Consider the following 24,649-nt stretch of genomic DNA (forward strand, 5'->3'; position numbering starts at 1 on the left):
CCGTCATGGTCAGTCGTCCGCCGAAATCGGCTGGCCCTCGGCGTCGGTCGGGGCCGGGCTGTCGCCGTCGTCGAAGGGGTACCACGACTGCTTGCCGTCGGCCAGACACGGGTCGGTGTACCCCTCGACCTCGTTGGGTTCGGCCAGTTCGACGATCGTCTCGTGGCCGGTGGCGTCGACCCACTCCCGGAACGTCTGGCCCTCCGAGCGGAGCGCCGCGTAGGCCTCGACGATGTTAGCTATCATCCCCGGCACCTCGTCGGCGGGGACACGCTGGCGCACCCACTCGATGAACGTCGGCTCCTCGCCGATACCGCCGCCGACCCCCACGTCGACGGCCTCGACCATGCGGCCGTCCTTGCGGGCGCGCATCCCCTGCAGGCCGATGTCGGCCGTCATCGCCTGGCCGCAGTCGGCCGTACAGCCCGAGAAGTGCATCTTGATGCGGTCCACGTCGTCGGGCACGTCGACGTTGTCACCGAGCCAGCGGAGGAGGCGGGCCATGCGCGCCTTTGTCTCCGTGAGCGCGAGCGAGCAGAACTCCGTCCCGGTACAGGCCATCGCGCCCTGGACGAACGGGTTCGGCTCGGGCGAGTGCTTCTCCAGCAGCGGCTCGTTGAGGAGGTTCGAGAGCTTCCCGTCGGGTACGTCCATGATGAGCGGGTTCTGCCGGCGAGTCAGTCGTACCTCGCCGGAGCCGTAGGCGTCGGCGAGATCCGCGAGCTCGATGGCGTCCTCGGCGGAGAGTCGGCCGACCGGCACCGAAAGTCCGACGTAGTTCTTGTCGCCTTGCTGGTCGTAGACGCCGACGTGGTCGTGGGCCCCGTGCTCGGCCGACTTGCCGGCGTTGTACGTGTACGCCCCGCGGAAGTCGGTGCCGGCGGTTTCGAGTTCGAAGTCCAGCCGCTCCTCCAGTTCCTCGCGGATGGCGTCGGTGCCGTGCTCGTCGACGAAGAACCGAGCGCGGTTCTTCGAGCGGTTCTGGCGGTTGCCCGCTTCGTGGTAGTATTCGACGAATTCCCGGACCGTTTCGACGGCGTGCTCGGGCCGGATGAACAGGTCGAGCGGGCGGGCTTCGCGCGGTTCGCGGCCGCCGAGGCCGCCACCGACACGGACGTTGAATCCCTCGACTTCCTCGCCATCGATGATCTTGTGGGCCGGCTCCAGCCCGATGTCGTTGATGCTGTCCTGGGCACACCCCTGCTTGCACCCCGTCACTGAGATGTTGAATTTCCGGGGCATATTGGAGAGGTCGTTGTCGTCGCGGATGGTCTCCTGAATTTCGTCCAGAATCGGGCGGGACTCGACGTACTCCTCGGCCTTGCCGGCGACCGGGCAGCCGGAGATGTTCCGCATCGTGTCACCGCCCGCCGAGCGCGAGGAGACGCCGACGGCTTCGAGCTTCTCCCAGATCTCCGGGATGTCCTCGAGCTTGAGCCAGTGGAGTTGGATGGACTGTCGCGTCGTGAGGTCGATCCAGCCGTTCCCGAACTCGGGGTTCTCGGCCGGTCCCTTCGCGTAGTCCCGGGCGACCTCGCCGATGACCCGGAGCTGGTCGGGCTCCAAGACGCCGCCGCAGTTGGTCAGCCGCATCATGAAATACGACTCCTGCCCGCCGCGGTGGTGGAACACGCCCCAGAACTTGAACCGCGAGAACCACTTCTCGCGCTCGTCTTCAGGGATGGAGTCCCAGCCCTTCTCGGCGAACTCCTCTAACTTTTCCCGTACCTCGTCGCCGTACAGCTCCGCCTTGTACTCCTCCTTTTTATGTGCCATCTTCGCGCTCCCCCGTTCTTAATGGATGTAGCTTTTTATCTCTCATATTTATCTGAATGTCCGCTAATTCACGTCTAAGTACTGAGCTTGACTCCTTATAACGGTATTCGTTAAAGAAGTAAAGAGTTAGAGGTGGTTAGGAAACGGCCGTCCAGAATTATACCGTCTGAGAGGTCTTTAAAGAGGTTATACACTGCCCCAGTGAAACGGGCAAAAACGCAGGACGGCAGTCGGATAGTCGGTCGAGTGCCGGACCGGTACTTCGGGCGCACTCCGCGTGCGTGCTTCGCCCGACCGGGCCGTGACCCCGCAGAACTGGGGGCAGTCGCGCGCGCGGCGAGCCGACGGAGGACGACACGCGGCACAGCAGTTGGTCCACCGGTGCTATAGTAACAATTGAAACGATTTACACACTGATCGCACTGCAGTCGTGCGATCAGGTGTGCATTGATTTTCAATGGCTACTATAGCGTGTAGGAAAGAGACAAAAAGGGTCTTCGAGGCCGATAGGCGTCAGTCGTCGCCGGAGGCGGCGGTGGGGCTTTCCTGCGTGCCCCCGACGAACCCGGCCGTGTTGGCGACTTTGGCGATTTCCGGCTGGAACACCCACGCGGACAGCAGCACTATCGGAATCATGGTGACGGCGGCCACGGAGTACCCGATGTGGAGATTCGCCAGCCACGGCGCGGAGTAAAACAGCGGGTAGACGATGCCGCCGACGGTGCCGACGCCGCCGACGACGCCCGCGACCGAGCCCGAGTCGTTCGGGAACATCGCCGGTACCTGCGCGAAGATGGCGCCCTCGGCCCAGGCACAGCCCGTGCCCACGAGGAAGCCGATGACGACAGCGTTCAGCAAGACGCCGGAGAGGCCGGCCAGCGTCATGGCGAACATCATCAGCACGATAAAGCAGAGGCCGAGGAACGTCCACTGCTCGCGGTACTGGCCCTCGAAGAACGGCAGGATGTCCTTCTCCTTGCGGGCCAGCAGGTCGCTGCCGTAGCCACCGAACGGCCGGAGCAATCCCGCGGCAATCGAGAACGTCGCCGCGAACGTGCTCGCGATGACGAGGTTGTCCTGGTTGAACGCCTCGCGGTAGTAGGTGGCGAGCCACCCGTTCATCGACAGTTCGAGGCCGAAGGACATGATGTACGCGGCGGCGAGGACGACAGTGCCGTACCGCGTGGCCGTGTGCATCCAGCCTTTGAAGCTGGTGTTCTCTTTGGTCGCCTGACGTTTCGCCTCGCTTTTCGCGGCCTCGCCGAGCGTGTAGTAGGCGATTGCGAGGAAGATGGAGACGATGCCGGTGTAGAAGAACGCGGCTCGCCAGTTCGTCGAGAACAGCGGTCCGCTCCAGTCGGAGCCGAACACGCGGGGGAGAATCAGTGCGCCGCCGGCGGCACCGGCGTTCCCGACGCCGGCGTAGATGCCCTCCGCCAGGCCGAGGTTCTCCTCTTCGAACCACTCGGCGACGTGCTGAATGCCGATGACGAACGTGATGCCGGCCGTCGCCACGATGAGTCGCAGCACGAAGAACACGGAGTAATCCTGTGCGAAGGCGCTTCCGATCGAGAATACGCCAACGTACGCCAGCACGATGGCGAAGATGGCCGGCGCACCGAACTTATCCGAGAGCCACCCGGTGAGCATCCGGCCGAACGGTGCCATCCAGATGGCCGAACTGGCGAGAATACCGATTTCCGCGGTCGAGAGCCCGAACTCCTCGGCCATCGGGCCGGTAAACGGCGCGAAGGAGAACCAGATGAGAAACGAGAAGTTGAATCCGATAGTCGCAAGCAGCAGCGTCCGGTACTTCGTCATCTTGATCAGTCCCATGCCGACACCTCGGTTACGGACCCGGCATTGTTCACGGTCGGTAACGAGACTTTGTCCACCAATCCGCTTTTATTTTGGATGTGTGCCCACATCAGTACATGAAGTTCGAAAGACCCACCATTTAATAACAGTAACCCTTTACAGAGCGACTATTCTCTCCGGTCTGAGTGGATAGACCGCAAATATATCATCGGATATCCCCTCTTTAAGGACATTGAACGCCCAGCGGACGAGGGAATAATTGGACATATTTGGATTACTTGGGACGCCGATGGAGAAGCGTGTGTCGACGAGCCGTCGGGGCTGCGCCCGATATCGGCTCAGTCGGCCGTGGCGGGCGGCAGTTCAGCCTCGGCGGCGACGAGGCGGGCGGCACACTGCTTGAAGTTGGGTTCGTCGGACTGCGGGTCCCGGTCCGACAGCGTCAGCCGGTTCGTCGCCGGATGGTGAATCGGCAGCCAGACCATCCCGCGGGGAACGCCCTCGTCGCGGTCGATGTCGACTGTCGCGGAGCCGCGACGGGTCTCGACAGTCAGTGTCTCGTCGGTGACGAGGCCGCTGTGTTCCGCGACCGTCTCGGGGTGGATGCGGGCCACCAGCGGACCGGCCTCGCCCCCGCGGGACCGGACGCCGGTGTTGTACCCGTCGGCCTCGCGGGCGGTGGTCAGCGTCAGCGGGTAGTCGTCGTCGGTCGGTTCCGGGAGCGACCCCTGCCGGCCGGTCGAGAACTGTGCGCGGCCGGAGGCAGTGGGGAACGACCACGACCCGTCGTCGTAGTAGCGGTAGCCGCCCGAACTCTCCCCGTCGGGCGCGGGCCACCTGACGGCGTGGCTCTCTTCGAGGCGCTCGTAGGTGATGCCCGAACAGTCGGCGACCGTCCCCTCGGTGAGGGCGGTGAACTCGTCGAACACGGCCGACGGGTCCGGCGACGTGCGCTCGAACAGGCCGGGGAACAGCCGTGAACCGATGGTGGCGATGATGTCCAGGTCCGGCCTGACGCCGCTTGGCAGGTCGGTCGCCGACCGGACCCGAGAGATGGTCCGCTCCATGTTCGTCGTCGTTCCGTCGCTCTCGCCCCACGTCGCGGCGGGCAGGACCACGTCGGCGATTTCCGTCGTTTCAGTGTGGAAGGCGTCCTGCACGACGACGAAGGCGTCCTCCAGTGTCTCGCGGACTGAATCGGCTTCCGGCATTCCGGCGACGGGGTTCGTGGCGACGGCCCAGACGGCGTCCGGCTCGCCTTCGAGCATCCCGACCGGGCCGGGGCCGGTGTCATCGGGGAGGCGGTCGACCGGCACGTCCCAGTGGTCGGCAACGAGGCGGCGGTGGTCCGGGTCCTCGAAGGCCCGCTGGCCGGGCCAGGACCCCTTCGAGGAGCAGATGCGGGTCCCCATCGAGTTGGCCTGGCCGGTCAGCGAGAACGGGCCGCCGCCGGGCCGGAGGTTCCCCGTCGCCAGCGTCAGGTCGATGAGCGCCCGGGCGGTCTCGGTTCCCTGGACGTGCTGATTGATGCCCATCCCCCAGTAGATGAGCGCCTGCTGGTCCATCGCGTCGGCCAGCAGGTCCACCTCGGCCATCTCGACGCCGGCCTCGGCGGCTGCGTCCGTGGCGTCGGGCAGCGTCGCGAGCAGATCCTCGAACCCGGCGGTCGCCGCGTCGACGAACTCGCGGTCGACTCGGCCCGTTTCGACAATGCGGGCGAGGACAGCCCGGGCCAGCGCGAGGTCCTTCCCCGGGTCGGGCGCGACGTGGTGTTCGGAGTTCTCTGCGGTCTCGGAGCGGACGGGGTCGACGACGATGATTTCGACGCCATCCTCGTCAGCAGACTGCTGAATCCAACGGAACATCACGGGGTGGGCGACCGCCGGGTTCGCCCCCCAGACGACGTGTCGGTCGGCGTCGCTGATGTCGGCGTAGGTACACGGCGGCGCGTCGCTGCCGAAGGCCTGGTAGTAGGCGGTAACGGCGCTGGCCATGCACAGCGTCGTGTTGGCGTCGTAGTTCGTCGTGCCGAAGCCGCCGCGGGCGACCTTCCCCAGCGCGTATGCGGCCTCGTTCGTCTGCTGGCCGCTGCCCAGTACGGCGACGGAGTCGGGGTCCTGCTGGTGGACGGCCTGGAGTCCCTCGACGGCGCGAGCCAGCGCGACGTCCCACTGTGTCTGGCGGAGTTCGCCGTCGCTGCGGACCATCGGTCGGGTGAGCCACTCCCCGTCGGGGGCCTTGCTCTCCCGGAGGCCACGCGCACAGGCGAGCCCCTGACTGACCGGATGGGCGGCGTCGCCACGAACAGCGTCGATACCGTACCCTTCGTCGGCGCCCTGGTGCATGTGGCCACAGCCAACGGCACACCGCATACACGTCGTCGGTACCCAGTCGCTCACAGCCGCCCACGCGCCGTCAAGACGCCCATTTGTCCAGTTTGGCATGATATCGCAGTACGTTCGGATGCCATTATCGTAATTACATAGATGAATACGCACCGTATAACAGTGACTCTTTACGAAATATTTATTTTACCGGTGAACGCATGACATCCGTCCACTAGGTCGGTGGGACCGCGAGCTAACAACAGTTTCTTTCTGACAGCGGTCAAACGGCAGCGTATGAACCACGAGCAGTCGCGAGCGCTGTATGACCGCGCCCTGTCGGTGCTGTCTGGCGGCGTCAACTCCTCCGTGCGAGCGACACGACCCTACCCGTTCTTCGTCGAGAAGGGCGACGGCGGACACGTCATCGACGCCGACGGCAACCGCTACATCGACTTCGTCATGGGCTATGGTCCGCTGCTGCTGGGCCACAGCCTGCCCGAGCAGGTCCAGTCAGCCATCCAGCGACACGCCGCTGAGGGGCCGATGTACGGCGCACCCACCGAAGTCGAGGTCGAACTGGCCGAGTTCGTCACCCGGCACGTCCCCAGCGTCGAGATGCTCCGGTTCGTCAACAGCGGAACCGAGGCCACAGTCTCGGCGGTCCGCCTGGCTCGTGGCTACACGGGGCGGGACAAAATCGTCGTGATGCAGAGCGGCTACCACGGCGCACAGGAGTCCACGCTGGTCGAGGGCGAGGGAGACCACACCGCCCCGTCCAGTCCCGGCATCCCCGAGAGCTTCGCCGAACACACGCTGACCGTGCCGTTCAACGACGAGGAAGCCGCCCACGAGGTGTTCGAGGAACACGGCGACGACATCGCGGCCGTTCTCACCGAACCTATCCTCGGGAACTACGGCATCGTCCACCCGGTCGAGGGCTACCACGACACGCTCCGACAGCTGTGTGACGACCACGGCTCGCTGCTGATTTTCGACGAGGTCATCACCGGCTTCCGCGTCGGCGGCCTCCAGTGTGCCCAGGGCGCGTTCGACATCGACCCCGACATCACCACGTTCGGGAAAATCGTCGGCGGCGGCTTCCCGGTCGGGGCCATCGGCGGCAAAAGCGAAATCATCGAGCAGTTCACCCCCGCTGGCGATGTGTTCCAGTCCGGAACGTTCTCTGGCCACCCCGTGACGATGGCGGCCGGCCTGGAGACGCTGCGGTATGCAGCTGAACACGACGTATACGACCACGTCAACGACCTCGGCGACCGCCTCCGGTCGGGGCTGCAGGACATCCTCGAAGACCAGGCTCCCGAGTACACCGTCGTCGGCCGGGACTCGATGTTCAAAGTCATCTTCACCCGTGACGGCCCGGATTCCTTCGACGGACATTGCGAGGCTGGCTGCCGGCAGCGGGAGTCCTGTCCGCGCTTCGACTACTGTCCGAAGACCGGTCACGACGTGACACAGGCCGAGACCGAGCGGTGGGAGCGGCTGTTCTGGCCCGCAATGAAGGACCAGGGCGTGTTCCTCACGGCGAACCAGTTCGAGTCACAGTTCATCTGTGATGCCCACACAGGTGAAGACATAGAGAATGCGCTCGAAGCATACAAAGAGGCGATATGAGGTGAGCGACGACGACATCGCACTGTCCGAGAAGCGGATGTACGGGGCGAAACGTCCGGAGACCTACGCGTACGTCGCGTCAGGACTGGGCGTCACCCGCGTCGAGACGGCCGGCGGCCAGATCGGGCGGTTCAGCCTGAGCGAACGGTGCAATGCCCGTGATGTGGCCGGCGCAAGCGGCGAAGTCGCGGTCGCCACCGACGAGGACGTGCTCGTGTTGACCGACGACGGCTTCGTTCCGACCGGGTTCGGGCCGGCCACCGCCGTCGGCTACGACAGCGACGGGCTGCTCGCAGCCGGCGACGGCCGCGTCGCTCGGTACGACGGGGAGTGGCGAGACGTCGGCGAAATCGCGGACGTCCGTGCCATCGACGGCGACCACCTCGCCGCGGCCGAGGGCGTGTACGCCCTGCCGTCGCTCGACCGACTCGGCCTGGTGGACGTGGCCGATGTGGCCGGCGACTACGCCGCGACCGAGAGCGGGCTGTACCGCTACGACGGCGAGAGCGCCGACAGCGACGGCGAGTGGAGCGAGGTCCGGTCGGGCCGACATCTGGCGGTTGCAAGCGACGGTGAGCGCGTCCACGCTGCCGCGGCGGACGGCCTGTATGAACTGTCAAACGGCGCGTGGGAGCCCTGTTCGTTGCCGGCGACCGAACGCGTCGTCGACGTGACGTACGGCGACGACACCTACGCTATCACCGAGAACGGGACCTTTCTCGTCGCGACCGCCGCCGAGGCGACCGCCGACGGACAGGGCGGCTGGCGACAGCGCTCGCTGGGCGTCCCCGATGTCGTTGGCGTCGCTGTGGCCTGACACCCGGCGGTGACGCGGCCCGGCGGAGCCGAGCGGCCGCGTGCCTGTCTCACGGGACACACCCGCTTACGGAATCGAAAAGAGGTTTAGCCCGGACAGCCACCCACCGCACATGATTATCCCCGGGGCGGACACGCAGGCGTTCGCGGCGACCCTCGCCGAGGCGACGGGCGAGCGGCTGGGACGGGTCGAGTACGAGCGGTTCCCGGACGGTGAACACGTTGTCCGGGTTCCCGAAACAGTCTCCGGCGAGCGCGCTGTCGTCGTTGCCTCGACCGTCGACAGCGACGCGCACCTGCAGTTACTCCAGTTGCAGGACGCGGCCCGCGAGAGCGGCGCGAGCGAGGTCGTCACCGTCATCCCGTACATGGGCTACGCCCGCCAGGACGAAGCGTTCAAGCCCGGCGAGCCGGTCTCCTCGCGGGCGATGGCCCGCGCCATCTCGACGGGAACTGACCGCGTACTGACCGTAAATCCCCACGAACCGGCCGTCTGCGATTTCTTCGACGTGCCAGCCACCAACGTCGACGCGGCGAGTGTTCTCGCCGACCCGCTGCCTGCGGACCTGACGGACCCGCTCTTTCTCTCGCCCGACGAGGGCGCAATCGCCCTCGCGACGACGGTCCGGGACGCATACGGCGAGGGCGAGACGGACTTCTTCGAGAAGGACCGGGACTACGACACCGGCGACATCGAGATCAGCCCCAGCGACGCGCCGGTCGAGGGCCGTGATGTGGTGCTGGTCGATGATATCATCGCTACCGGGTCGACGATGAGCGAGTCCGTCGGCGTCCTCGACGACCGCGACGCCCAGCGGATCTTCGTCAGTTGCGTCCACCCGATGCTCGCCAGCAACGCCCTGACGAAACTCAACAGCGCCGGCGTCGAAGCAGTTTACGGGACGGACACGCTGGAACGCGCCGTCAGCGAGGTCAGCGCCGCGCCGGTCGTCGCAGACCAGTTGTAGACACCTCGCGGCCGGCCGTGCCGTGAACAGACTTAATCCGACGCTTCCGCAGCCGCCACGGCTCGCGGCTCCTCTTAGTCGCCGCTCGCCTGTTCCGAGGCCTCCCGCTGGTCGGCCTCGCACGGCGCAATCGTAATCCCGCATCCACCTTTTTCAGCGTCGGGTTCGCTCGCGATACTCGCGAACCGCTCCTCGAAAAACGTGGGCGAAAAAGCAGCACGCTCCCGCTGGTCGCGTGCTGTTCTAATCAGACGCTTCAGCAGCAGCGACCGGTGCTATCGCGATTTCCATCTCGGTTCCTTCGACGTCCCACGTCTTGCGGTGGCCGTCCTCAACGCTGCCGAGTTCGTCAGCACGGACCTCCTCTTTGATCAGGGATTCGTGCTCGCGAACGAGCGAATCCACGCGCTCGTCGTCGATAGCGAGATCCACGACAATGCGCTCCTCGATGTCCAGTTCGAGGTCTTTGCGCATCTCCTGAACCCGGCGGATGACCTCGCGGGCGTACCCCTCGCTCTCGATGTCCTCGGTGAGCGCAGTGTCGACGTAGACGACGCCGCCGCCGTCGAGGGCGGCGAACTCCGTCCCGGTGACGCCTTCGGGCGTCTCGCGGCGGAATTCGACCATCTCCTCGGTGAGGTCGATGTCCTCACCGAGCGCCTCGCGTACTGTGCCTTCGAGGGTATCGAGTGACTGCTCGGCGACACGGGCCTCGTTGAGCGCGTTCATGACGCGGCCGGCGTCGTCGCCGAAGGCCGGGCCGAGTTCGCTCATGTCGGCCTCGGCGGAGTACTGGAGTTCGCCCCACTCATCGGCAGCGCCGACGACCTCGACGGCGCGGGCGTTGAGTCGGTCGGCGATGATGGCCTCCTGGGCGCGGACCGCGTCGGCCACGTCGTCGCTGTCGACGTCGACGACGACGCGGGTGACGGGCCAGCGGAGTTTGCGCTCGGCCTGCTGGCGGGCGTTCGAGCCCGCTTCCTCGACCTCGCGGACGACCTCGATCTCGCGTTCGAGTGCGGGGTCGTGCAGGTCGGCGTCAACCTCGGGCCAGTCGCACATGTGGACCGTCGGGTGGCCGGCATCGCCGGTGAGCGCGCCGTACACCTGTTCGGCGACGAACGGCGTGAACGGGGCAAACAGCGCGGCCACGGATTCGAGCACGCGATAGAGCGTGGCGTAGGCGGCCTGCTTCGAGGCGCTGTCTTCCTCCTCCCACATCCGCTCGCGGACGACCTGAATGTAGAACCGGGAGACGTCCTCGACGACGAATTCGAGCAGTTCGTCGACTGCTTTGTCGTTCTCGAAGTCCTCCATCGAGTCGGTCATCGCCTCGGTCACGCTCTGGAGCCGGGAGAGGACCCACTCGTCGACGAGTTCGAGGTCCTCCCGAACGTCCTCGACCGTCGTTTCCTCTGGGTCAAAGTCATCCGCACGCATGTACGGCAGCGGGAACCGGGCGACGTTCCAGAGGATGTTCAGCCGCCGCTGCATCTCGGCGGTCTCCTCCCACGAGAAGTTCATGTCCTCGCCCTGGGCGGTCACCGACAGCAGGAACAGCCGCATCGGGTCGCGGCCGTGCTTCTCGATGACCTCGTGGGGGTCGATGAGGACGCCCTTGGACTTGGACATGCCGCGGCCGTCGGGCATGTTGGCGTAGCCGTGCATCAGCACCTGCTTGTACGGGATGTCGCCGGTCGCGGCGGTGCTCATGCCCAGCTGGGACCAGAACCACCCGCGGGTCTGGTCGTGGGCCTCCATGATGAGGTCGGCGGGCCACAGCTCCTCAAAGTCCTCGGTCTGTTCGGGGTAGTTGACGGTCCCCCACGTCGCGACGGAAGAGTCGAGCCACACGTCGAACACGTCACCGACGCGGGTGTAGGTCGTGCCGTCCTCCGTGATGGTGAGGTCGTCGACCGTGCCCTTGTGCAGGTCCACGCTCTCGGGGTCGATGTCCTGGTCGACCCGCTCGGCGAGTTCCTCGCGGTCGCCGACGACGATGGCGTCGGCCATGTCGCCGGACCAGTCCTCCGGTAACCAGATCGGAATCGGAATGCCCCAGTAGCGCTGCCGGGAGACGTTCCAGTCCGGCGCATCCTCGACGAAGTCCCGGAAGCGGTTGTCCCGCGCCCACTGCGGGTACCACTCGCTGTCCTCGATGTTCGCCAGCAGTTCGTCCTTGATGTCGGTGACCGTGATGAACCATTGGTCGGTGACAATGCGAACGATGTCGGTGTCACAGCGCCAGCACTGCCCCTCGCGGACGGTGTGACCCTCCTCACTTGAGAGCAGGAAACCGTTGTCGTCGAGGTCGTCGATGACCGTGTCGTTGGCGTCGCGGACGAACGTGCCGGCGTACTTCCCGGCATCGTCGGTGTAGACGCCGTTGCTGCCGACCGGGCAGAAGATTTCGAGGCCGAGTTCCTGGCCGCGCTCGAAGTCCTCCTCACCGTGGCCGGGCGCGGAATGGACGAGGCCCGTGCGGTCGGCCTCGACGTAGTCAGCGGTGTAGACCTGCCCGGAGCCCTCGCCCTGGGCGTGGTCCGGCACTTCCTCGGCCAGCGGGTGGTCGTACTCCCAGCCGACCATGTCTTCGCCTGTGAGTTCCTCGACGACCTCGTAGTCGTCGTAGCGGCCGGCTTTCAGCACGTCCTCGACGCAGGCCTCGGCGACGTAGAGCCGCTCGGTTTCGCCGTCTTTCTCAGCGTCGACGCCCACGTAGTCGAGGTCGCCGTCGACGGCAACGAAGGTGTTGGCGACGATGGTCCACGGGGTCGTCGTCCAGATGACCAGGCTGCCTTCCTGCTCCGATAGAGGGAATTTCACATAAATCGACGGCTTGCCGACGTCGTGGTACTCGACCTCGTTGTTGGCGATGCCGGTCTCACACCGCGGGCACTGGTTGATGGAGCGCTGGCCCTGCTCGACCAGCCCGCGTTCGTGGGCCTGCTGGAAGCCCCACCAGGCGGCCTCCATGTACTCGGGGTTGACCGTCTTGTAGGGGTCGTCCCAGTCCATCCAGACGCCGAAGTCTTGGAAATCCGTCTGGAGGCCTTCGAGTTGCTCCTCGGCGAAGTCCTTGCACTCCTCGATGAAGTTCTCCTCGCCGAAGCGTTCGATGTCCTTCTTGTTCTCGAAGTCGAGTCGCTCCTCGACTTTGGTCTCGATGGGGAGGCCGTGCATGTCGTAGCCCGGTCGGTCGGTGACGTCGTAGCCCTGCATCCGCAGGTAGCGGATGTAACAGTCCTTCAGGGTCTTGTTCCATGTCGTCCCCATGTGGGCCGCGCCGGAGGTGTAGGGCGGTCCGTCGACGAAGAAGTAGTCCTCGCCGTCGGCCCGGTGGGCCTTCGTCTGCTCGTAGGCGTCGACGTCGTCCCAGTACTCGAAGACGCCGTCCTCCACGTCCTCGGGGTCGTACTGGTCGTCGACAGCGGCGAAACGTTCCATACCCGTTCCATCCGCCGCCGGCAATAAAGGACAATCGATTGTGTGTGTGCCGTTCAGACAGTGCAGTCGGCAACCCCGCGGCGACGGTTAGCGCTCGCGCTGGAGGAGTAAGCCGGCCGTCTGCCCGCTGTTTTCGGTTATCGGCGCGACGACTTCCCAGCCGTCCGCGCCGAGGTCGTTCAGTTCGTCTGTCGGGACGCTACTGCTGCCGAACATCCCGGTATCGACATCGAGCGTCTTGTATTCGTAGGAGGGCATACACGCGTTGTGATAGCGGCCACCGACAAACGTTTTGTGCCGGGTGACGACTGAATCGTGCGCTGACCGCCACCGATTTGCCCTTCACAGCCCTCACACCGAACGTGCCAGAGTTGCCGGAGGGAGCGGAGCGAAACGCCCTCGCGGAAGACTGCCAGCGCTGTCCCGAACTCGCCGAGAGCCGGACCTGCATCTCGTGGGGCAACGGCCCGCCGTCGGCCGACCTCGTGGTCATCGGCGAGGGCCCGGCCGAGGGGGACCCCGACGCCGAGCAGTGGCGGGGCGGCAACCTGACCGGGATGGCCTACACCTCGCGGCGCTCCGGCCGGAAAGTCCGGCAAGTGCTCGCCGACGCCGGGTTCGGCCACGACGACTGCTACTACACCAACGCCGTGAAGTGCCATCCGCCGGAGAACCGCGATCCGACCGACGCGGAGTTGGCGAACTGCCGCCCCTACCTCGTCGAGGAAGTCGAAGCAATCGAGCCAGCGGCGGTGCTGACCACCGGCAAGCACGCGACGAAGACCGTGCTGGCGCTGGACGACGACAGCCTCGACGGGTTTCTCGACAGCGTGCTCGACCCGCTGCAGAGCGAGGCGCTGAGCGTTCCCGTGGTCCCGCTGCTCCACCCCTCGTATCAGGAGGTCTGGCTCTCGCGGCTGGGCTACAGTTACGACGAGTACACGGCGGCCATCGCCGACACGGTCACCAGTGTCGATGACACCTAGAACCTTCTTGTGACCGCCGGACACAGGGACGACCATGAGCGAGGACTGCATCTTCTGCCAGATTGTCGCCGGTGACATCCCGAGCCGAACCGTCTACGAGGACGACACCGTGTTCGCGTTCCTCGATGCAAATCCCCTCTCGCCGGGGCACACGCTCGTCATCCCGAAGGCCCACCACGAACGGCTGAACGACACGCCGGCTGACGTGGCGGGCGAGGTGCTGTCGACCCTGCACGAACTCGTCCCCGCCGTCGAGGCGGCCGTCGACGCCCCCGCCAGCACGGTCGCGTTCAACAACGGCGAGGCGGCCGGCCAGGAAGTCCCGCACGTCCACGGCCACATCGTCCCGCGGTTCGAAGACGACGGCGGCCGGCCGATCCACGCGCTGGTCACCGACCGTCCTGACCTCTCCGACGACGAACTAGACGACATCGAGGACGACATCGTGTCCGAGCAGGCGTAAAATTCCGTATCTTTTTATCGAAAGATAATCCAACAGCGACGCATGGGGGTTCCGACGCTCGCGTTCGTGGGGTGTACCGGTGGGGCTGGAACGACCAGGCTGACAGTCGAAACGGCGGCGACGCTGGCCCGGGGTGGGCGGTCCGTCGCCGTCGTCGACGCGGCCTTCGGCACGCAGGGGCTGGCAACGTACGTCGACGGGCGGCTCGACGCCGACGTGACTGCGGTGGCCGTCGGCGACGTGCCGGTCGACGACGCGCTGTTCGAGTGGGATATCGACGCCGACGGGCGGGTCGCGCTCTGTCCGGCCCACGCGCCGTTCGAGCGCCTCGCGCGGGCGAAAACGGCCGAGAGCGCACAGACGCTCGAACGGGTTATCGAGGAGGTGGCCGGTCGCTACGACCACGTCCTGCTCGACGTGCCGCCGATTGCGTCGAATCAGGGCGTCGCCGCTGCCACGACCGCACAGCGGCGGGCGCTCGTGGTGCCAGCCAGCCGGCGCGGCGGCGACCTCCTTCCGAGACAGCAGGGCCGGCTTCGAGACATCGGTGCGCCGGCCTCTGCCGTCGTCGCGACGCGTGTCCACGGCGATGACAGCGAACCCGTCGAGGACGCCGCACACACGGTTCCGCACATCGGCGCGGGCGCGTCCAGACCACTTGCGACGGACCCCGATTCCGATGTCGCACCGACCGTCGCTGCGATGGCCGAGGACCTGCTTGATGTCGACCTCGGCCTGACCTTCGAGGACGACGGCCTGTTCTCCCGCTAGGGAAGTGGGAGGACGATGACTGGGCGGTCGACTCGGGCCAGAAGTTCCTGAGCCGTCGACCCGATGCCGTCGCTGTCGTCGGCACCGTGGTGCGGCCCGATGAGGAGTTCGTTCGGGTCGTACTCGTCGACGGTGGTCAGGATCTCCGTCACTGGCTCACCATCCTTCGTTTCTATTGTGGGCATGAATCCGGCAAGCCGCGAACGGGCGACGTTGACGGCGTCACCAGCGTCGCGTGAGGGTGCGGCTGGGTCACGGACGGCGACCACGACGATATCGTCGTCACTCGCTGGATCGAGTCGGTCCTGCAGGTAGTCAGCGGCGGCCGCGGTGACGTGAACAGAACTGGTGGCGAGCAGAAACGTCGTCATAGGTTCCTGTGTGGCGGCGTTCGGCTTCGGGCTTTCGCTCGACGCAGAGTCCCACAGCGAACGGGCAGCTATACAGATAGCGGCGGAATCGCAGGCGTAGCATACACGTAGCGGATGGCTACTCACCCACAGATCGTCTTGCGAAGCCATGTCTCTATCCGAGACCACGAGTACGGCGCTGTTCGTCTGTCCGTTCTGCGAACAGATGTTCGACCGGCCACAGTCAGTGTGTGATAGTTGCGACAGCACGGTTGTTGTGCCCATAGAGAGTCAGTCAGTGTACGACAGCATCCTCTCGATGTGTCGGTGAGCAGCAGTCACTCGCCGACGCCAACGATAGCCGAACAGTGAGGGAGCCCACCGGCACCGACGGGCTTACATACAGCCCAACCTGTACCCGAGAGCGTGCGCGTCGAAAACAGTTTCATCGGCACCGACGGCGTCGGGGAGAAGACCGAGCGGTCCATCTGGGAGCAGGGCGTGACCCACTGGGACGAGTTCGAACCGTCCGTCGTCGGCGGGCAGCGCGGCGACCGAATCCAGCAGTTCATCGACGAGGGACGGGATCGAGTCGCCGAGACCGACGTCTCCTACTTCGACCACACGTTCCCAAGCGGCGAGCGCTGGCGGCTGTACGAGACGTTCCGCGAGCGGGCCTGCTTTTTCGACATCGAGACAACCGGGCTAGATCAGGACCGAAACCAGGTGACGACGGTGAGCCTCCATCAGGACGGGGAGACACAGACGCTCATCGCCGGCGACGACCTGACCGCCGAGAACCTCCGGGCCGCCTTCGGCGGCGCGGATCTGCTGGTGACGTTCAACGGCAAGCGCTTCGACGTGCCCTTCCTCGAAGCGAACTTCGACATCGACCTCGACCGGCCGCATCTGGATCTGATGTACACCTGCAAGAAAATCGGGCTCTCCGGCGGGCTCAAACAGGTCGAGAAAGACATCGGCATCGAACGGGACCGGCCGGACATCTCGGGCCGGGACGCAGTGCGGCTCTGGCGGGAACACGAGCAGGGCCGCGACGGTGCACTCGAAACGCTGGTGTCGTACAATCGTGAGGACACGGTGAATCTCAAGACGTTGGCCGAGACCGCGACAGACCGGCTCGATGAGCGGGTTTTCGTCGGCTGATATCGAGGGCGGTAACGTTCACCATACCCCCTTTGTTTCGAGTGGAATGAGAGAGTATAACGAACGTCCATAGAGTGCTACTGAGAGTGCTCGTGTCGGGCTATCGACTCCAGAAGGGCGTGTGTCCGTGTCCGAGGACGATAGAGGCGACGTGCCAGACGACGAGTTCGATAAACAGTACCGTATCCTGTCCTGTACCGACGCCGTAGAGCGATGGGAGATACAGCAGCGGCAGTAATACCGCGCCCCAGAACGCGAACGGTCGGATACCGGCGAGTGTTACGGTCCAGAGCCCGCGGACTGCAAACGCAAGCGCGTCAAGGTATCGACCGGTGTCCGACGGTCGTAACCTGTCGGTGTCGCTCTGGTGGGGTAGCGGGGGGTTATCGCCGCTCGATGACCCCACCGTCACTCACCCTGTCTGGTCTCGGTATCATTGGACGAAACAACGGTATACCACGCCTAATTGGTGGTTACTACACATATAGGCGGTTACTCCAGCGCATCTATGTGTATTCACGTAGCCCATACTGTCAGATCTGTTCCGTGAGAGATCACACTGGATTCACGGCGTCCGCACAGTCCGGACATTCGGCGAGCATTCGCGGCCAGTCACCGGCCGTGTCGTACGCGACGACGAGATTCGCTGCGGGGATCGTCACGTCGCAGACTGGACACTTCCCGAGCGGTGGGTCGGTCGTCTCTATGTCACTGTCCCACATACACTGAGCTACGCACTCAATACATATTGTTACCAAGTTCCTACGAGATGTGCGGCCCTTACGTGTCGTCGTCGCCGTCCCGCGGCGGCCGCTTCGATAGCCGGTCGAACCGACGCTGGGCCTCGCTCCCCCGGTCGGTAGTCTCGTCAGGTTCGTACGTCACACTCGCAAGCGCCGAATCCTCGACAGTTATTTCTAGAACTGCATCTGCCGTTTGCGCCTCCGTCGGCAGTTCGGCCGCCTCGATTTCGAGGCCGTACAGCCCGTCCGCTGCGTCCACTTCCAGCGTGGCGATCCCGTCCTCGATTCGGTCGACGACAGCAGTGTGAGTTCCATCAGGTAGCATCAATAACTCCGTTCCAGCACGGTCTCGTTGTCGGCATCAGTCACAGTCACCGTGTCGCCGCCGTTGTTCCATATCGGACGCCCCGACCCCCAGTAAAGGTCGGTGTCCGTGTCGGTGCCGCTGCCGGTGTGGAGGGTCACGGTGTCGCCGGGTTCGAGGGTGAATCCGTCGGGGACAGTGTAGGTGTGGTCGGCTTCATCGGCGACCATCCAGCCGCCCATTTCCAGCGGTTCCGCGCCCGCGTTCCGGAACACGACGTACTCGTCGTTGAGATTGTCCCGGTCGTCGCCCGCCGCGTCGGCGCGAACCCGGTCGATGACGAGGTCGCCGCTCGTGTTCTCGGTGGATGTTCCGCCGTCAGTCGCGACCGGCGTGTCAGTCCGTGGGGACGAGCAGGCCAGGTAGGTCGCTCGCTGCGTGACCGGGTCAGTCGCGTCGGGCGCAATCGGGTCACCGGAACGCAGCGACAGCGGTTCGGTCGGCGCTGCTTGCTGCGTGCTGACGGTCACGGCAGTCCCGTTGCTGGCCAGCACGATGTCGCCATGGGTAGCAGTCCAGTACGTCGGAATCGACCGCGCGGCGAGTCGCTGGAGCGTCTCGTTGCTTGGATGACCGTACTGCGAGTCGTAGGCGCTCGAAACCACAACGGTTCGGGGGCTAGCAGCGTCAAGCAGCGGCCCGCTCGTGCTGGACGCACTGCCGTGGTGGCCGGCTTTCAGCACCGTCGATCTGAGTTCTGTCCCGTACCTCTCGACGAGATACTCTTCCTGGTCGTCCTCCGCGTCGCCCGGAAAGAGAAAGCTCGTCTCGCCGTGTTCGATACGGAGGACGATGCTGTTCTCGTTTCGGGCCTCGTTTTCCAGATACGGCTCCGGCGGGCCGAGCACAGTCGTCTCGACGCCGGAAAAGCGAATCCGGTCACCCTCGCGCGTTTCGTACAGCGTCACGTTGTGGGCTTCGACGGCGTCGAGGTATCGCTCGTAGGTCTGCGTGCTCGCGCCGATACCGGGGTCGTACACCGCGCCGATACCGTTTTCCTCGGTCTCGTAGTGCCTGATAACGGCCGCGTTGCCGCCGATGTGGTCGGCGTCGTTGTGCGAGACGACGAAGTGGTCAATGCGGTCGATATTCTGCCGGTCGAGGTACTGGAGGACGTGCTCGCCGTCGTCGGTGAAGTCCCCGGAGTCGATGAGCATCGTCTCGTTGTCGGGGCTGACCAGCAGGGTTGCCGCCGACTGGCCGACGTTGATGAAGTGGACCTCTAGCGTTCCGTTTGCTTCGCCCGGTGAAGGCGTGTTCGGCGTTGCCGTCTCGGTGGCGGTCGGCGGGTTCGCGCCGCCGTCCCCGCCGTTGGCCGCGATCCCGCTACAGCCAGCAAGTACCAGTAGCGCCGCGACTAGCAGTGTCCCAACCCAGCGACTCCGTCCCATCCCATCGGCCTACGCAGCCGAGTTATTTGGTAGCATTTACCAACTACGTGCCACCGGGAAGTGTATAGCACAGCAATTTACAGGAAGATCTAGACGTGGCTCAGTAGTTCGCAGCGTCCGGCATCTGTGGCGAGTCCGTCGGCCGCAGCAGATGGACACGTCCGGAAAGGAATCCAAGCAAAAGGCCGGTGAAATGCGCGATGAGCGCGACACCGGGGTTGGCGGTCGCAAGCGTGATCGCGGCGGCGACGATGCCGGCCAGCGTCAACTGGACGCGCGGCGCGAGTTCGAATCCGCCGATGACGGTGTCAGTCAGGCGGTTGGCAGCGAGCAGATAGCCAAAGAGGCCAAACACCGCGCCGCTGGCCCCAAGCACGGAGACGTGGCTGACCATCCCTGGGACAAGCGGGCCGAGGAGACTTGTTACCGAAACCTGTGAAACGCCGGCGAGTGCGCCGGTCGAGACGAAGAAGGCGTGGAACCGGAGCGGCGTTGTCCGTCGTTCGAGGACGACGCCAGCGAGGGCCAGCCCGGCGGCGTTTGCGAGGAGATGTGACAGGCCGGCGTGTGCGTACACGCTGGTGACGAGTGTCCACGGGCGAGCGAGCAACGGGGGCGAGAGGGCAAACAGGCCCCGCGGAGCGGTGACCACGCCGGCGGCCTGCTGGGCGAGGAACACACCAACGATAACGGCCAGCGTGACCACAGTAGGGCTTTCACGCAGCGGCTTCATTGGGCCGGGATTGTCGCCCGCGATACAAGAAACGCTCGGACGCCCGCGCCGTTTCAGAACGCATACGTGACGTCGTCGCGTCCACTCGTGTATGTCCGATCTGAGCGAGACGCTCGCCACGGCGTTCGCCGACGAGACCGACGAAGCAGTCGCACAGGAAGCCGCCGAGAACATCGCCGCCTTCGCCGAGGAGTACGACGAGGACCTGACGAGCGACCGCGTCACCGACCTGCTCGCGGACGCGCCTTACGACGGGTTCGACCGCCAGTTCAACTGGGTCATCGGCGAACTCGCCGCCGAGAACGAGGACTGCACCGACTCCCGGCCGTTCCGTATCGACGGGTTCGGCGAACTCGCCGCTGACCCCGATATCGGGACCTGAGTGGACATGCCTGGCGGCACCTACACGCTGGTACTCGAACGGGACACCAGCGGGCCGATTACGGTCGGCGCGCTTGGCGAGCAAGCGTTTCCAGCGGGCTGGTACGCCTACACCGGGAGCGCACTGGGCAGCGGCGGCTTCGGCCGCATCGACCGCCACCGCGCGGTCGCCGCCGGCGACAACGACACCCGCCACTGGCACATCGACTATTTGCTCGGTGACGCGGCGACGACCGTCGACCGGGTCATCACGACCGAGGCCGACATCGAATGCGCCGTCGCCCAGCAGGTCGACAGGCCCAGCGCGGAGGGGTTCGATCGCATCGACGCCTTCGGCTGTTCGGACTGTGACTGTCGCTCGCACTTGATATACCACGAGCAGCGGGACAGGCTGCTCAGTGCGGTGACCGACGGTCACGAGAGCGCTCAAGAGGGGGCAGCGGCCGCGACCGAGTAGTCAGGAGATGTGGATCGCGGGCTTGTTCGGCCGCGCTTTAGCCGCGAGGTCGTCGTCCGGTGAGGCTCGCCGGACGACCACCTCACACTCGAACTCGTCTTCGAACAGCCACGCGGCCTGCTGGAGCGTGTCGAGTTCGCGCTCGCCGTCGATAATCGGTTCGAGTCCCGCCCCGCGGTCGGCCAGTCGGTCGGCGAACTCGGCGGCCGCGTCGCCGTGCTGTTTGATATCTTCGTCGGCCATGATTTCGCCCACGATAGCGTCGTCAGGGTCGGACTCGCGGGCGATCTCGTAGGCCCGGTACTTCCAGTCGGCGGCGACGACGAGTTCGATCTCGTTCGGGGCCTCGATGTCGACGACCTCCGTGATCTCGCGCACGTCGTCGAGCGTCCGGCGGACGACCTGGCGCTCGATGCGGTAGTCGGTCACATCTCGCAGCGGTTCCGGCCAGCGGCTCTCGGCGATGAGGCCGTCCTCGTCGAGTAGCTGCCACATCTCCTCGGCGAGAAACGGCGCGATAGGCGCAACTAAGCCGGCGAGCACCCGCAAGCCGCGGCCGTAGGCGAACTGGTAGGGCCGGTCGTAGCTGGCGTAGCGCCCGAGCAGGCGGGCGAACCGCTGGAGTTCGCTGACGACGCGGTGGAACCGGAAGCGGTCGTACTCCTCGGTAACAGCCGCGATGGTCCGGTCGATTTCCCGCTCCAGATAGGCATCGTGGTCGGTGCTCTCGGTCCGGGTCTCGGTTCGGTCGGTGTACTCGGCGACCAGTCGGTACAGCGTCTGCTGGAAATCGTAGGCCGTTGAAACGTCCTTGACAGTCCACTCGAAGTCCTGAGAGGGGTGGGCCGCCGAGAGGACGAACAGCCGCGTCGTCTCGGCCCCGTACTCGTGGGGCGCGATGTCGTTGCCCTTGGACTTGGACATCTTCTCGCCGCTGTGGAGCACCGTCCCCTGGTTGATGAGCCGGTCGACGGGCTCTTCGCGGTCCAGCAGGCCGATGTCCGACAGCGCGCGGGTAAAAAAGCGGATGTACAGCAGGTGGAGCACCGCGTGTTCCTCGCCGCCGACGTACACGTCGACCGGGAGCCACTCGTCGGCGGTTTCCTGGTCGAAGGGGGCGTCCTCGAAGTGCGGCGAGAGATACCTGAGGAAGTACCACGAGGAGTCGACGAACGTGTCCATCGTGTCCGTCTCCCGCTCCGCGTCGGCCCCGCAGTCGGGACAGGTCGTCTGTTTCCACTCCTCAGCGGCATCGAGTGGATTCCCGGTCGTCTGGACGTAGTCGGGCAGTTCCACCGGCAGGTCGTCCTCGGGAACCGGGACGTGGCCGCAGTCGTCGCAGTGGACGATGGGAATCGGCGTCCCCCAGTAGCGCTGGCGGGAGATGAGCCAGTCCCGCAGGCGGTAGGTCACCGCGGACTCGGCAGCTTCGTGCTCGCGCAGGCGCTCGCGGGCGGCGGAACTGGCGAGGCCGTCGTACTCGCCGCTGTCCGTGAGCATCCCGTCACCGGTGTAGGGCGCGTGCGGGAGGTCCGTTCCGCTGCCGTCGACCGGTTCGACAGCCTGTTCCACGGGCAGGTCGTGCTCCGCGGCGAAGGCGTGGTCCTGCTCGTTGTGGGCCGGCACGCCCATGACCGCGCCCGTGCCCACGTCGTCCAGCACGTATGCCGCGACGTACACCGGCAGTTCCGCGCCGGTGTACGGGTGGGTCGCGGTGCGGTCCGTCTCGACGCCGCTCATCCCGGCGTCGTCCGTGCTCGCCACTGATTCCACGTACTCGGCGACGGCGTCGTCCTCGTCGGCCAGCGCTCGCGCGAGGTCGTGGCCCGGCGAGAGCGCCAGATACGTCGCGCCGTACACCGTGTCGAGTCGCGTCGTGAACGCCTCGACGGTGTCGTGGTCGTCGTGGCCGACGGTAAACGAGACGCGAGCACCCTCCTGGCGGCCGATCCAGTTGCGCTGGCTGTCCCGCACGCCGTCGGGCCAGCCCTCCAGGTCGTCCAGCCCGTGATACAGCTCCTCGGCGTAGTCGGTGATGGCGAAGAACCACTGGTCGAGGTCGCGCTGCTCGACGCCGGTGCCACAGCGCCAGCAGACGCCGCCGCCGTGAGTGTGGCTGTGGCCGGTGCCGGCAGTCGTCTCGCCCTCGTCCGCTTCCGGTGACGTCTCGACCTGTGCGTCAGCAAGCACCGTCTCACAATCCGGACACCAGTTTACCGTCGCCGCGCCGTAATCGACCAGTCCCTCGTCGTAGAACTGGGTAAACAGCCACTGGTTCCACTGGTAGTACTCGGGGTCGCAGGTGGTGATCTCCCGGGACCAGTCGTAGCCAAAGCCCATCTCCCGGAGGTCGTCTTTCATCTGGTCGATACACGTCCGAGTCCAGGATTCGGGGTCGGTGTCCCGCTCGTAGGCCGCGTTCTCCGCCGGCAGGCCGAAGGCGTCCCACCCCATCGGGTGGAGTACGTCGTCGCCTGCCATCCGCCGGTATCGGGCGTACGCGTCGGTGATAGCGTAGTTCCGGATGTGTCCCATGTGCAGTGAGCCGGACGTGTAGGGGAACATCCCCAGCACGTACGTCGGGTCCGCGGCGTCAGTGGGGCACTCGAAGACCTCGTCTCGCTCCCAGGCCTGCTGCCAGTACTCTTGAACCCGGGCGTGGTCATATCGGCGCGACATTTGCTACCTCGTCCTGTGCCTGCCGCGCACATGAGTGTTCGGCTAGGAAAGGTGGCGAGTCGTAGTGAGACAGTGGTTGTGTACAGCCAGAAAGCCCCGGCTGTCATCGGACGCGCAGCGTCCGATTGCCCGCGAGAGCGAAGCTCTCGCCCTGGCTGAACTCGGGGGTGGTTCGAAAGACGCGAAGCGTCTTTCGTCATCACGAGAGAGCTTCGCTCTCTCGAACGACAGCGAGTCGCGGGAGCCGAGACGGCAGGGGCTTTCTGGCTGTTCGCATTCGATCAACTGCTGCGGGCAGAAACAAGTCCAGAGAAGGTTGTTCCTAGCTCATTCCTCGCCGGACTCGTAGTGCTCGCCAGCGGCTTCTGGCAGGCGGGTTTTGCCCACCAGCGCGAGGACGACGATGACGGCGACGAACGGAATGGCCTGGACCAGTGAATCGGGGACGGCGATGACATCGGCCGTCTGGAGGCGCAACTGGACGGCGTCGAGGCCGGCAAACAGCGTCGTCGACAGCAGCGCGCCGACCGGGTTGTAGTTGCCGAACAGATAGGCGACGATGGCGATGAACCCCTTGCCGTTGACCATCGTCGGGCCGTTGCCGGTGAACTGGCCGATGTTGATGGCCAGCGCGGCCCCGCCCATCCCCGAGAGAACGCCGGAGAGGAGGACGGCTGCGTAGCGGACGCGGGACACGTCGACGCCAGCGGTGTCCAGCGCCTTCGGGTTCTCGCCGGCGGCCCGGACCCAGCGGCCGAAGGTGGTGCGGTTCAGCACGTACCACGACGCCGCCACGGCGAGGAACATGATGTACACCGCGGGCGAGGCGTCGAACAGCGCGCCGAAGAACGGGATGTCGGCCAGCGCTGGGACTGTTATCGTATCGAAGGTGCCGACGTTGCTGGTGTTCGGCCCGCCGTAGAACACCTGCGAGGCGAACGGCGCGAGGCCGAGCGCGATGAGCCAGACGGCCAGGCCGGCGATGATCTGGTCGGCGCGGAACTCGATACAGACGACGGCGAACACGGCAGCGAGCAGCGTCGACGCGACGATGCCGATGAGGAACCCGAGCCACAGCGACCCGGTGGCGTCGGCCCCGAAGATAGCTGCGAAGGCCGAGATGATGAGCAGGCCTTCGAGCCCGATGTTGATGATGCCGCTCTTCTCGGCGAAGATGCCACCGAGCGCGGCCAGCACGATCGGGACCGAGAGCCGTAGCGTCGAGGACAGCGTCGATTTCGAGGCCAGTACCCAGAATATCTGCCCGGGCGTCGACGCCGGCGCAAGGAGGCCGAAGCCGGCGAGGACGGCCAGTGAGAGGACCGCCGCGGCGGCGATGAACAGCCGGCCTGACATCGACGAGAGCCGATCCATTGCGCTGTC

22 protein-coding genes are annotated in these 24,649 nt (G+C 65.5%); 9 read left to right on the forward strand and 13 right to left on the reverse strand.

Features of this window, described 5'->3' with window-relative positions; translation table 11 throughout:
- Positions 1–9: 9 nt before the first annotated feature.
- The 3 genes from VI234_RS05810 to nasA form a co-directional block, all read right to left on the reverse strand.
- Complete coding sequence (locus VI234_RS05810; protein ID WP_008307249.1) at positions 10–1,776, reverse strand: nitrite/sulfite reductase; 1,767 nt, start codon at positions 1,774–1,776, stop codon at positions 10–12.
- A gap of 513 nt (positions 1,777–2,289) precedes the next feature.
- Positions 2,290–3,612, reverse strand: a complete 1,323-nt coding sequence (locus tag VI234_RS05815; protein ID WP_008307248.1) for an MFS transporter — start codon at positions 3,610–3,612, stop codon at positions 2,290–2,292.
- Positions 3,613–3,932: 320 nt separating this feature from the next.
- Positions 3,933–6,038 (reverse strand): assimilatory nitrate reductase NasA, encoded by a 2,106-nt coding sequence (gene nasA / locus VI234_RS05820; protein WP_336329483.1) that lies wholly within the window; start codon positions 6,036–6,038, stop codon positions 3,933–3,935.
- A gap of 177 nt (positions 6,039–6,215) precedes the next feature.
- Between nasA and hemL the strand changes: the two genes are divergently transcribed.
- The 3 genes from hemL (at position 6,216) to VI234_RS05835 (ending at position 9,337) form a co-directional block, all read left to right on the forward strand.
- Positions 6,216–7,553: a glutamate-1-semialdehyde 2,1-aminomutase gene (gene hemL / locus VI234_RS05825; RefSeq protein ID WP_336329484.1), complete on the forward strand. Its 1,338-nt coding sequence runs from the start codon at positions 6,216–6,218 to the stop codon at positions 7,551–7,553.
- A 1-nt stretch (position 7,554) separates the two neighbouring features.
- On the forward strand, positions 7,555–8,370 hold the full coding sequence (locus VI234_RS05830; RefSeq protein ID WP_336329485.1) for an HVO_0234 family beta-propeller protein: 816 nt from the start codon (positions 7,555–7,557) through the stop codon (positions 8,368–8,370).
- Positions 8,371–8,482: 112 nt separating this feature from the next.
- Positions 8,483–9,337, forward strand: a complete 855-nt coding sequence (locus VI234_RS05835) for a ribose-phosphate diphosphokinase (RefSeq protein WP_336329486.1) — start codon at positions 8,483–8,485, stop codon at positions 9,335–9,337.
- A 243-nt stretch (positions 9,338–9,580) separates the two neighbouring features.
- On the opposite strand, the gene ileS is transcribed toward VI234_RS05835, so the two are convergent.
- Positions 9,581–12,784, reverse strand: coding sequence for an isoleucine--tRNA ligase (ileS, locus tag VI234_RS05840; RefSeq protein WP_336329487.1), 3,204 nt, complete (start codon positions 12,782–12,784; stop codon positions 9,581–9,583).
- Between the two features lie 87 nt (positions 12,785–12,871).
- The gene (locus VI234_RS05845; protein WP_008307242.1) at positions 12,872–13,042 is read right to left on the reverse strand and encodes a DUF4177 domain-containing protein; all 171 of its coding nucleotides are present in this window, start codon (positions 13,040–13,042) and stop codon (positions 12,872–12,874) included.
- Between the two features lie 104 nt (positions 13,043–13,146).
- On the opposite strand from VI234_RS05845, the gene VI234_RS05850 reads away from it, so the two are divergent.
- From VI234_RS05850 to VI234_RS05860, 3 genes are read left to right on the forward strand one after another with little or no spacing between them, the layout of a single operon-like run.
- The gene (locus VI234_RS05850) at positions 13,147–13,770 is read left to right on the forward strand and encodes a uracil-DNA glycosylase (RefSeq protein WP_336329488.1); all 624 of its coding nucleotides are present in this window, start codon (positions 13,147–13,149) and stop codon (positions 13,768–13,770) included.
- 34 nt (positions 13,771–13,804) lie between these two features.
- Complete coding sequence (locus tag VI234_RS05855; RefSeq protein ID WP_336329489.1) at positions 13,805–14,233, forward strand: HIT family protein; 429 nt, start codon at positions 13,805–13,807, stop codon at positions 14,231–14,233.
- Positions 14,234–14,275: 42 nt separating this feature from the next.
- Positions 14,276–15,004, forward strand: coding sequence for a ParA family protein (locus tag VI234_RS05860; RefSeq protein ID WP_008307239.1), 729 nt, complete (start codon positions 14,276–14,278; stop codon positions 15,002–15,004).
- On the opposite strand, the gene VI234_RS05865 is transcribed toward VI234_RS05860, so the two are convergent.
- Positions 15,001–15,375, reverse strand: coding sequence for a universal stress protein (locus tag VI234_RS05865; protein WP_336329490.1), 375 nt, complete (start codon positions 15,373–15,375; stop codon positions 15,001–15,003). The genes VI234_RS05860 and VI234_RS05865 overlap by 4 nt on opposite strands.
- 405 nt (positions 15,376–15,780) lie before the next feature.
- On the opposite strand from VI234_RS05865, the gene VI234_RS05870 reads away from it, so the two are divergent.
- The gene (locus VI234_RS05870; protein WP_336329491.1) at positions 15,781–16,518 is read left to right on the forward strand and encodes a ribonuclease H-like domain-containing protein; all 738 of its coding nucleotides are present in this window, start codon (positions 15,781–15,783) and stop codon (positions 16,516–16,518) included.
- A gap of 100 nt (positions 16,519–16,618) precedes the next feature.
- On the opposite strand, the gene VI234_RS05875 is transcribed toward VI234_RS05870, so the two are convergent.
- The 5 genes from VI234_RS05875 to VI234_RS05895 all read right to left on the reverse strand — a co-directional run bounded on the left by VI234_RS05875 (position 16,619) and on the right by VI234_RS05895 (position 19,749).
- Positions 16,619–16,924, reverse strand: coding sequence for a hypothetical protein (locus VI234_RS05875; RefSeq protein WP_336329492.1), 306 nt, complete (start codon positions 16,922–16,924; stop codon positions 16,619–16,621).
- Positions 16,925–17,072: 148 nt separating this feature from the next.
- Positions 17,073–17,240, reverse strand: a complete 168-nt coding sequence (locus tag VI234_RS05880; RefSeq protein ID WP_336329493.1) for a DUF7837 family putative zinc-binding protein — start codon at positions 17,238–17,240, stop codon at positions 17,073–17,075.
- Positions 17,241–17,298: 58 nt separating this feature from the next.
- Positions 17,299–17,586, reverse strand: a complete 288-nt coding sequence (locus tag VI234_RS05885) for a DUF3006 domain-containing protein (RefSeq protein ID WP_336329494.1) — start codon at positions 17,584–17,586, stop codon at positions 17,299–17,301.
- Entirely contained in the window at positions 17,586–19,016 is a 1,431-nt protein-coding gene (locus VI234_RS05890; protein WP_336329495.1) for a lamin tail domain-containing protein, read from the reverse strand. Before VI234_RS05890 ends, VI234_RS05885 begins: the two co-directional genes overlap by 1 nt.
- 100 nt (positions 19,017–19,116) lie before the next feature.
- Positions 19,117–19,749, reverse strand: coding sequence for a rhomboid family intramembrane serine protease (locus VI234_RS05895; protein WP_336329496.1), 633 nt, complete (start codon positions 19,747–19,749; stop codon positions 19,117–19,119).
- Positions 19,750–19,840: 91 nt separating this feature from the next.
- On the opposite strand from VI234_RS05895, the gene VI234_RS05900 reads away from it, so the two are divergent.
- Both VI234_RS05900 and VI234_RS05905 read left to right on the forward strand, forming a co-directional pair.
- Positions 19,841–20,131 (forward strand): hypothetical protein, encoded by a 291-nt coding sequence (locus tag VI234_RS05900; protein WP_336329497.1) that lies wholly within the window; start codon positions 19,841–19,843, stop codon positions 20,129–20,131.
- 6 nt (positions 20,132–20,137) lie between these two features.
- The gene (locus VI234_RS05905; RefSeq protein ID WP_336329498.1) at positions 20,138–20,587 is read left to right on the forward strand and encodes a GIY-YIG nuclease family protein; all 450 of its coding nucleotides are present in this window, start codon (positions 20,138–20,140) and stop codon (positions 20,585–20,587) included.
- Here the strand turns inward: VI234_RS05905 and leuS are convergent, their stop codons facing one another.
- A complete protein-coding gene (leuS, locus tag VI234_RS05910; protein WP_336329499.1) occupies positions 20,588–23,266 on the reverse strand; it encodes a leucine--tRNA ligase in 2,679 nt (892 codons plus the stop codon).
- A gap of 327 nt (positions 23,267–23,593) precedes the next feature.
- Positions 23,594–24,640, reverse strand: coding sequence for an ABC transporter permease (locus VI234_RS05915; protein WP_008307230.1), 1,047 nt, complete (start codon positions 24,638–24,640; stop codon positions 23,594–23,596).
- Positions 24,641–24,649: the final 9 nt, after the last annotated feature.

It is taken from the genome of Haloarcula sp. CGMCC 1.2071, from assembly GCF_037078445.1.
Taxonomy (GTDB): Archaea; Halobacteriota; Halobacteria; order Halobacteriales; family Haloarculaceae; genus Haloarcula; species Haloarcula amylolytica.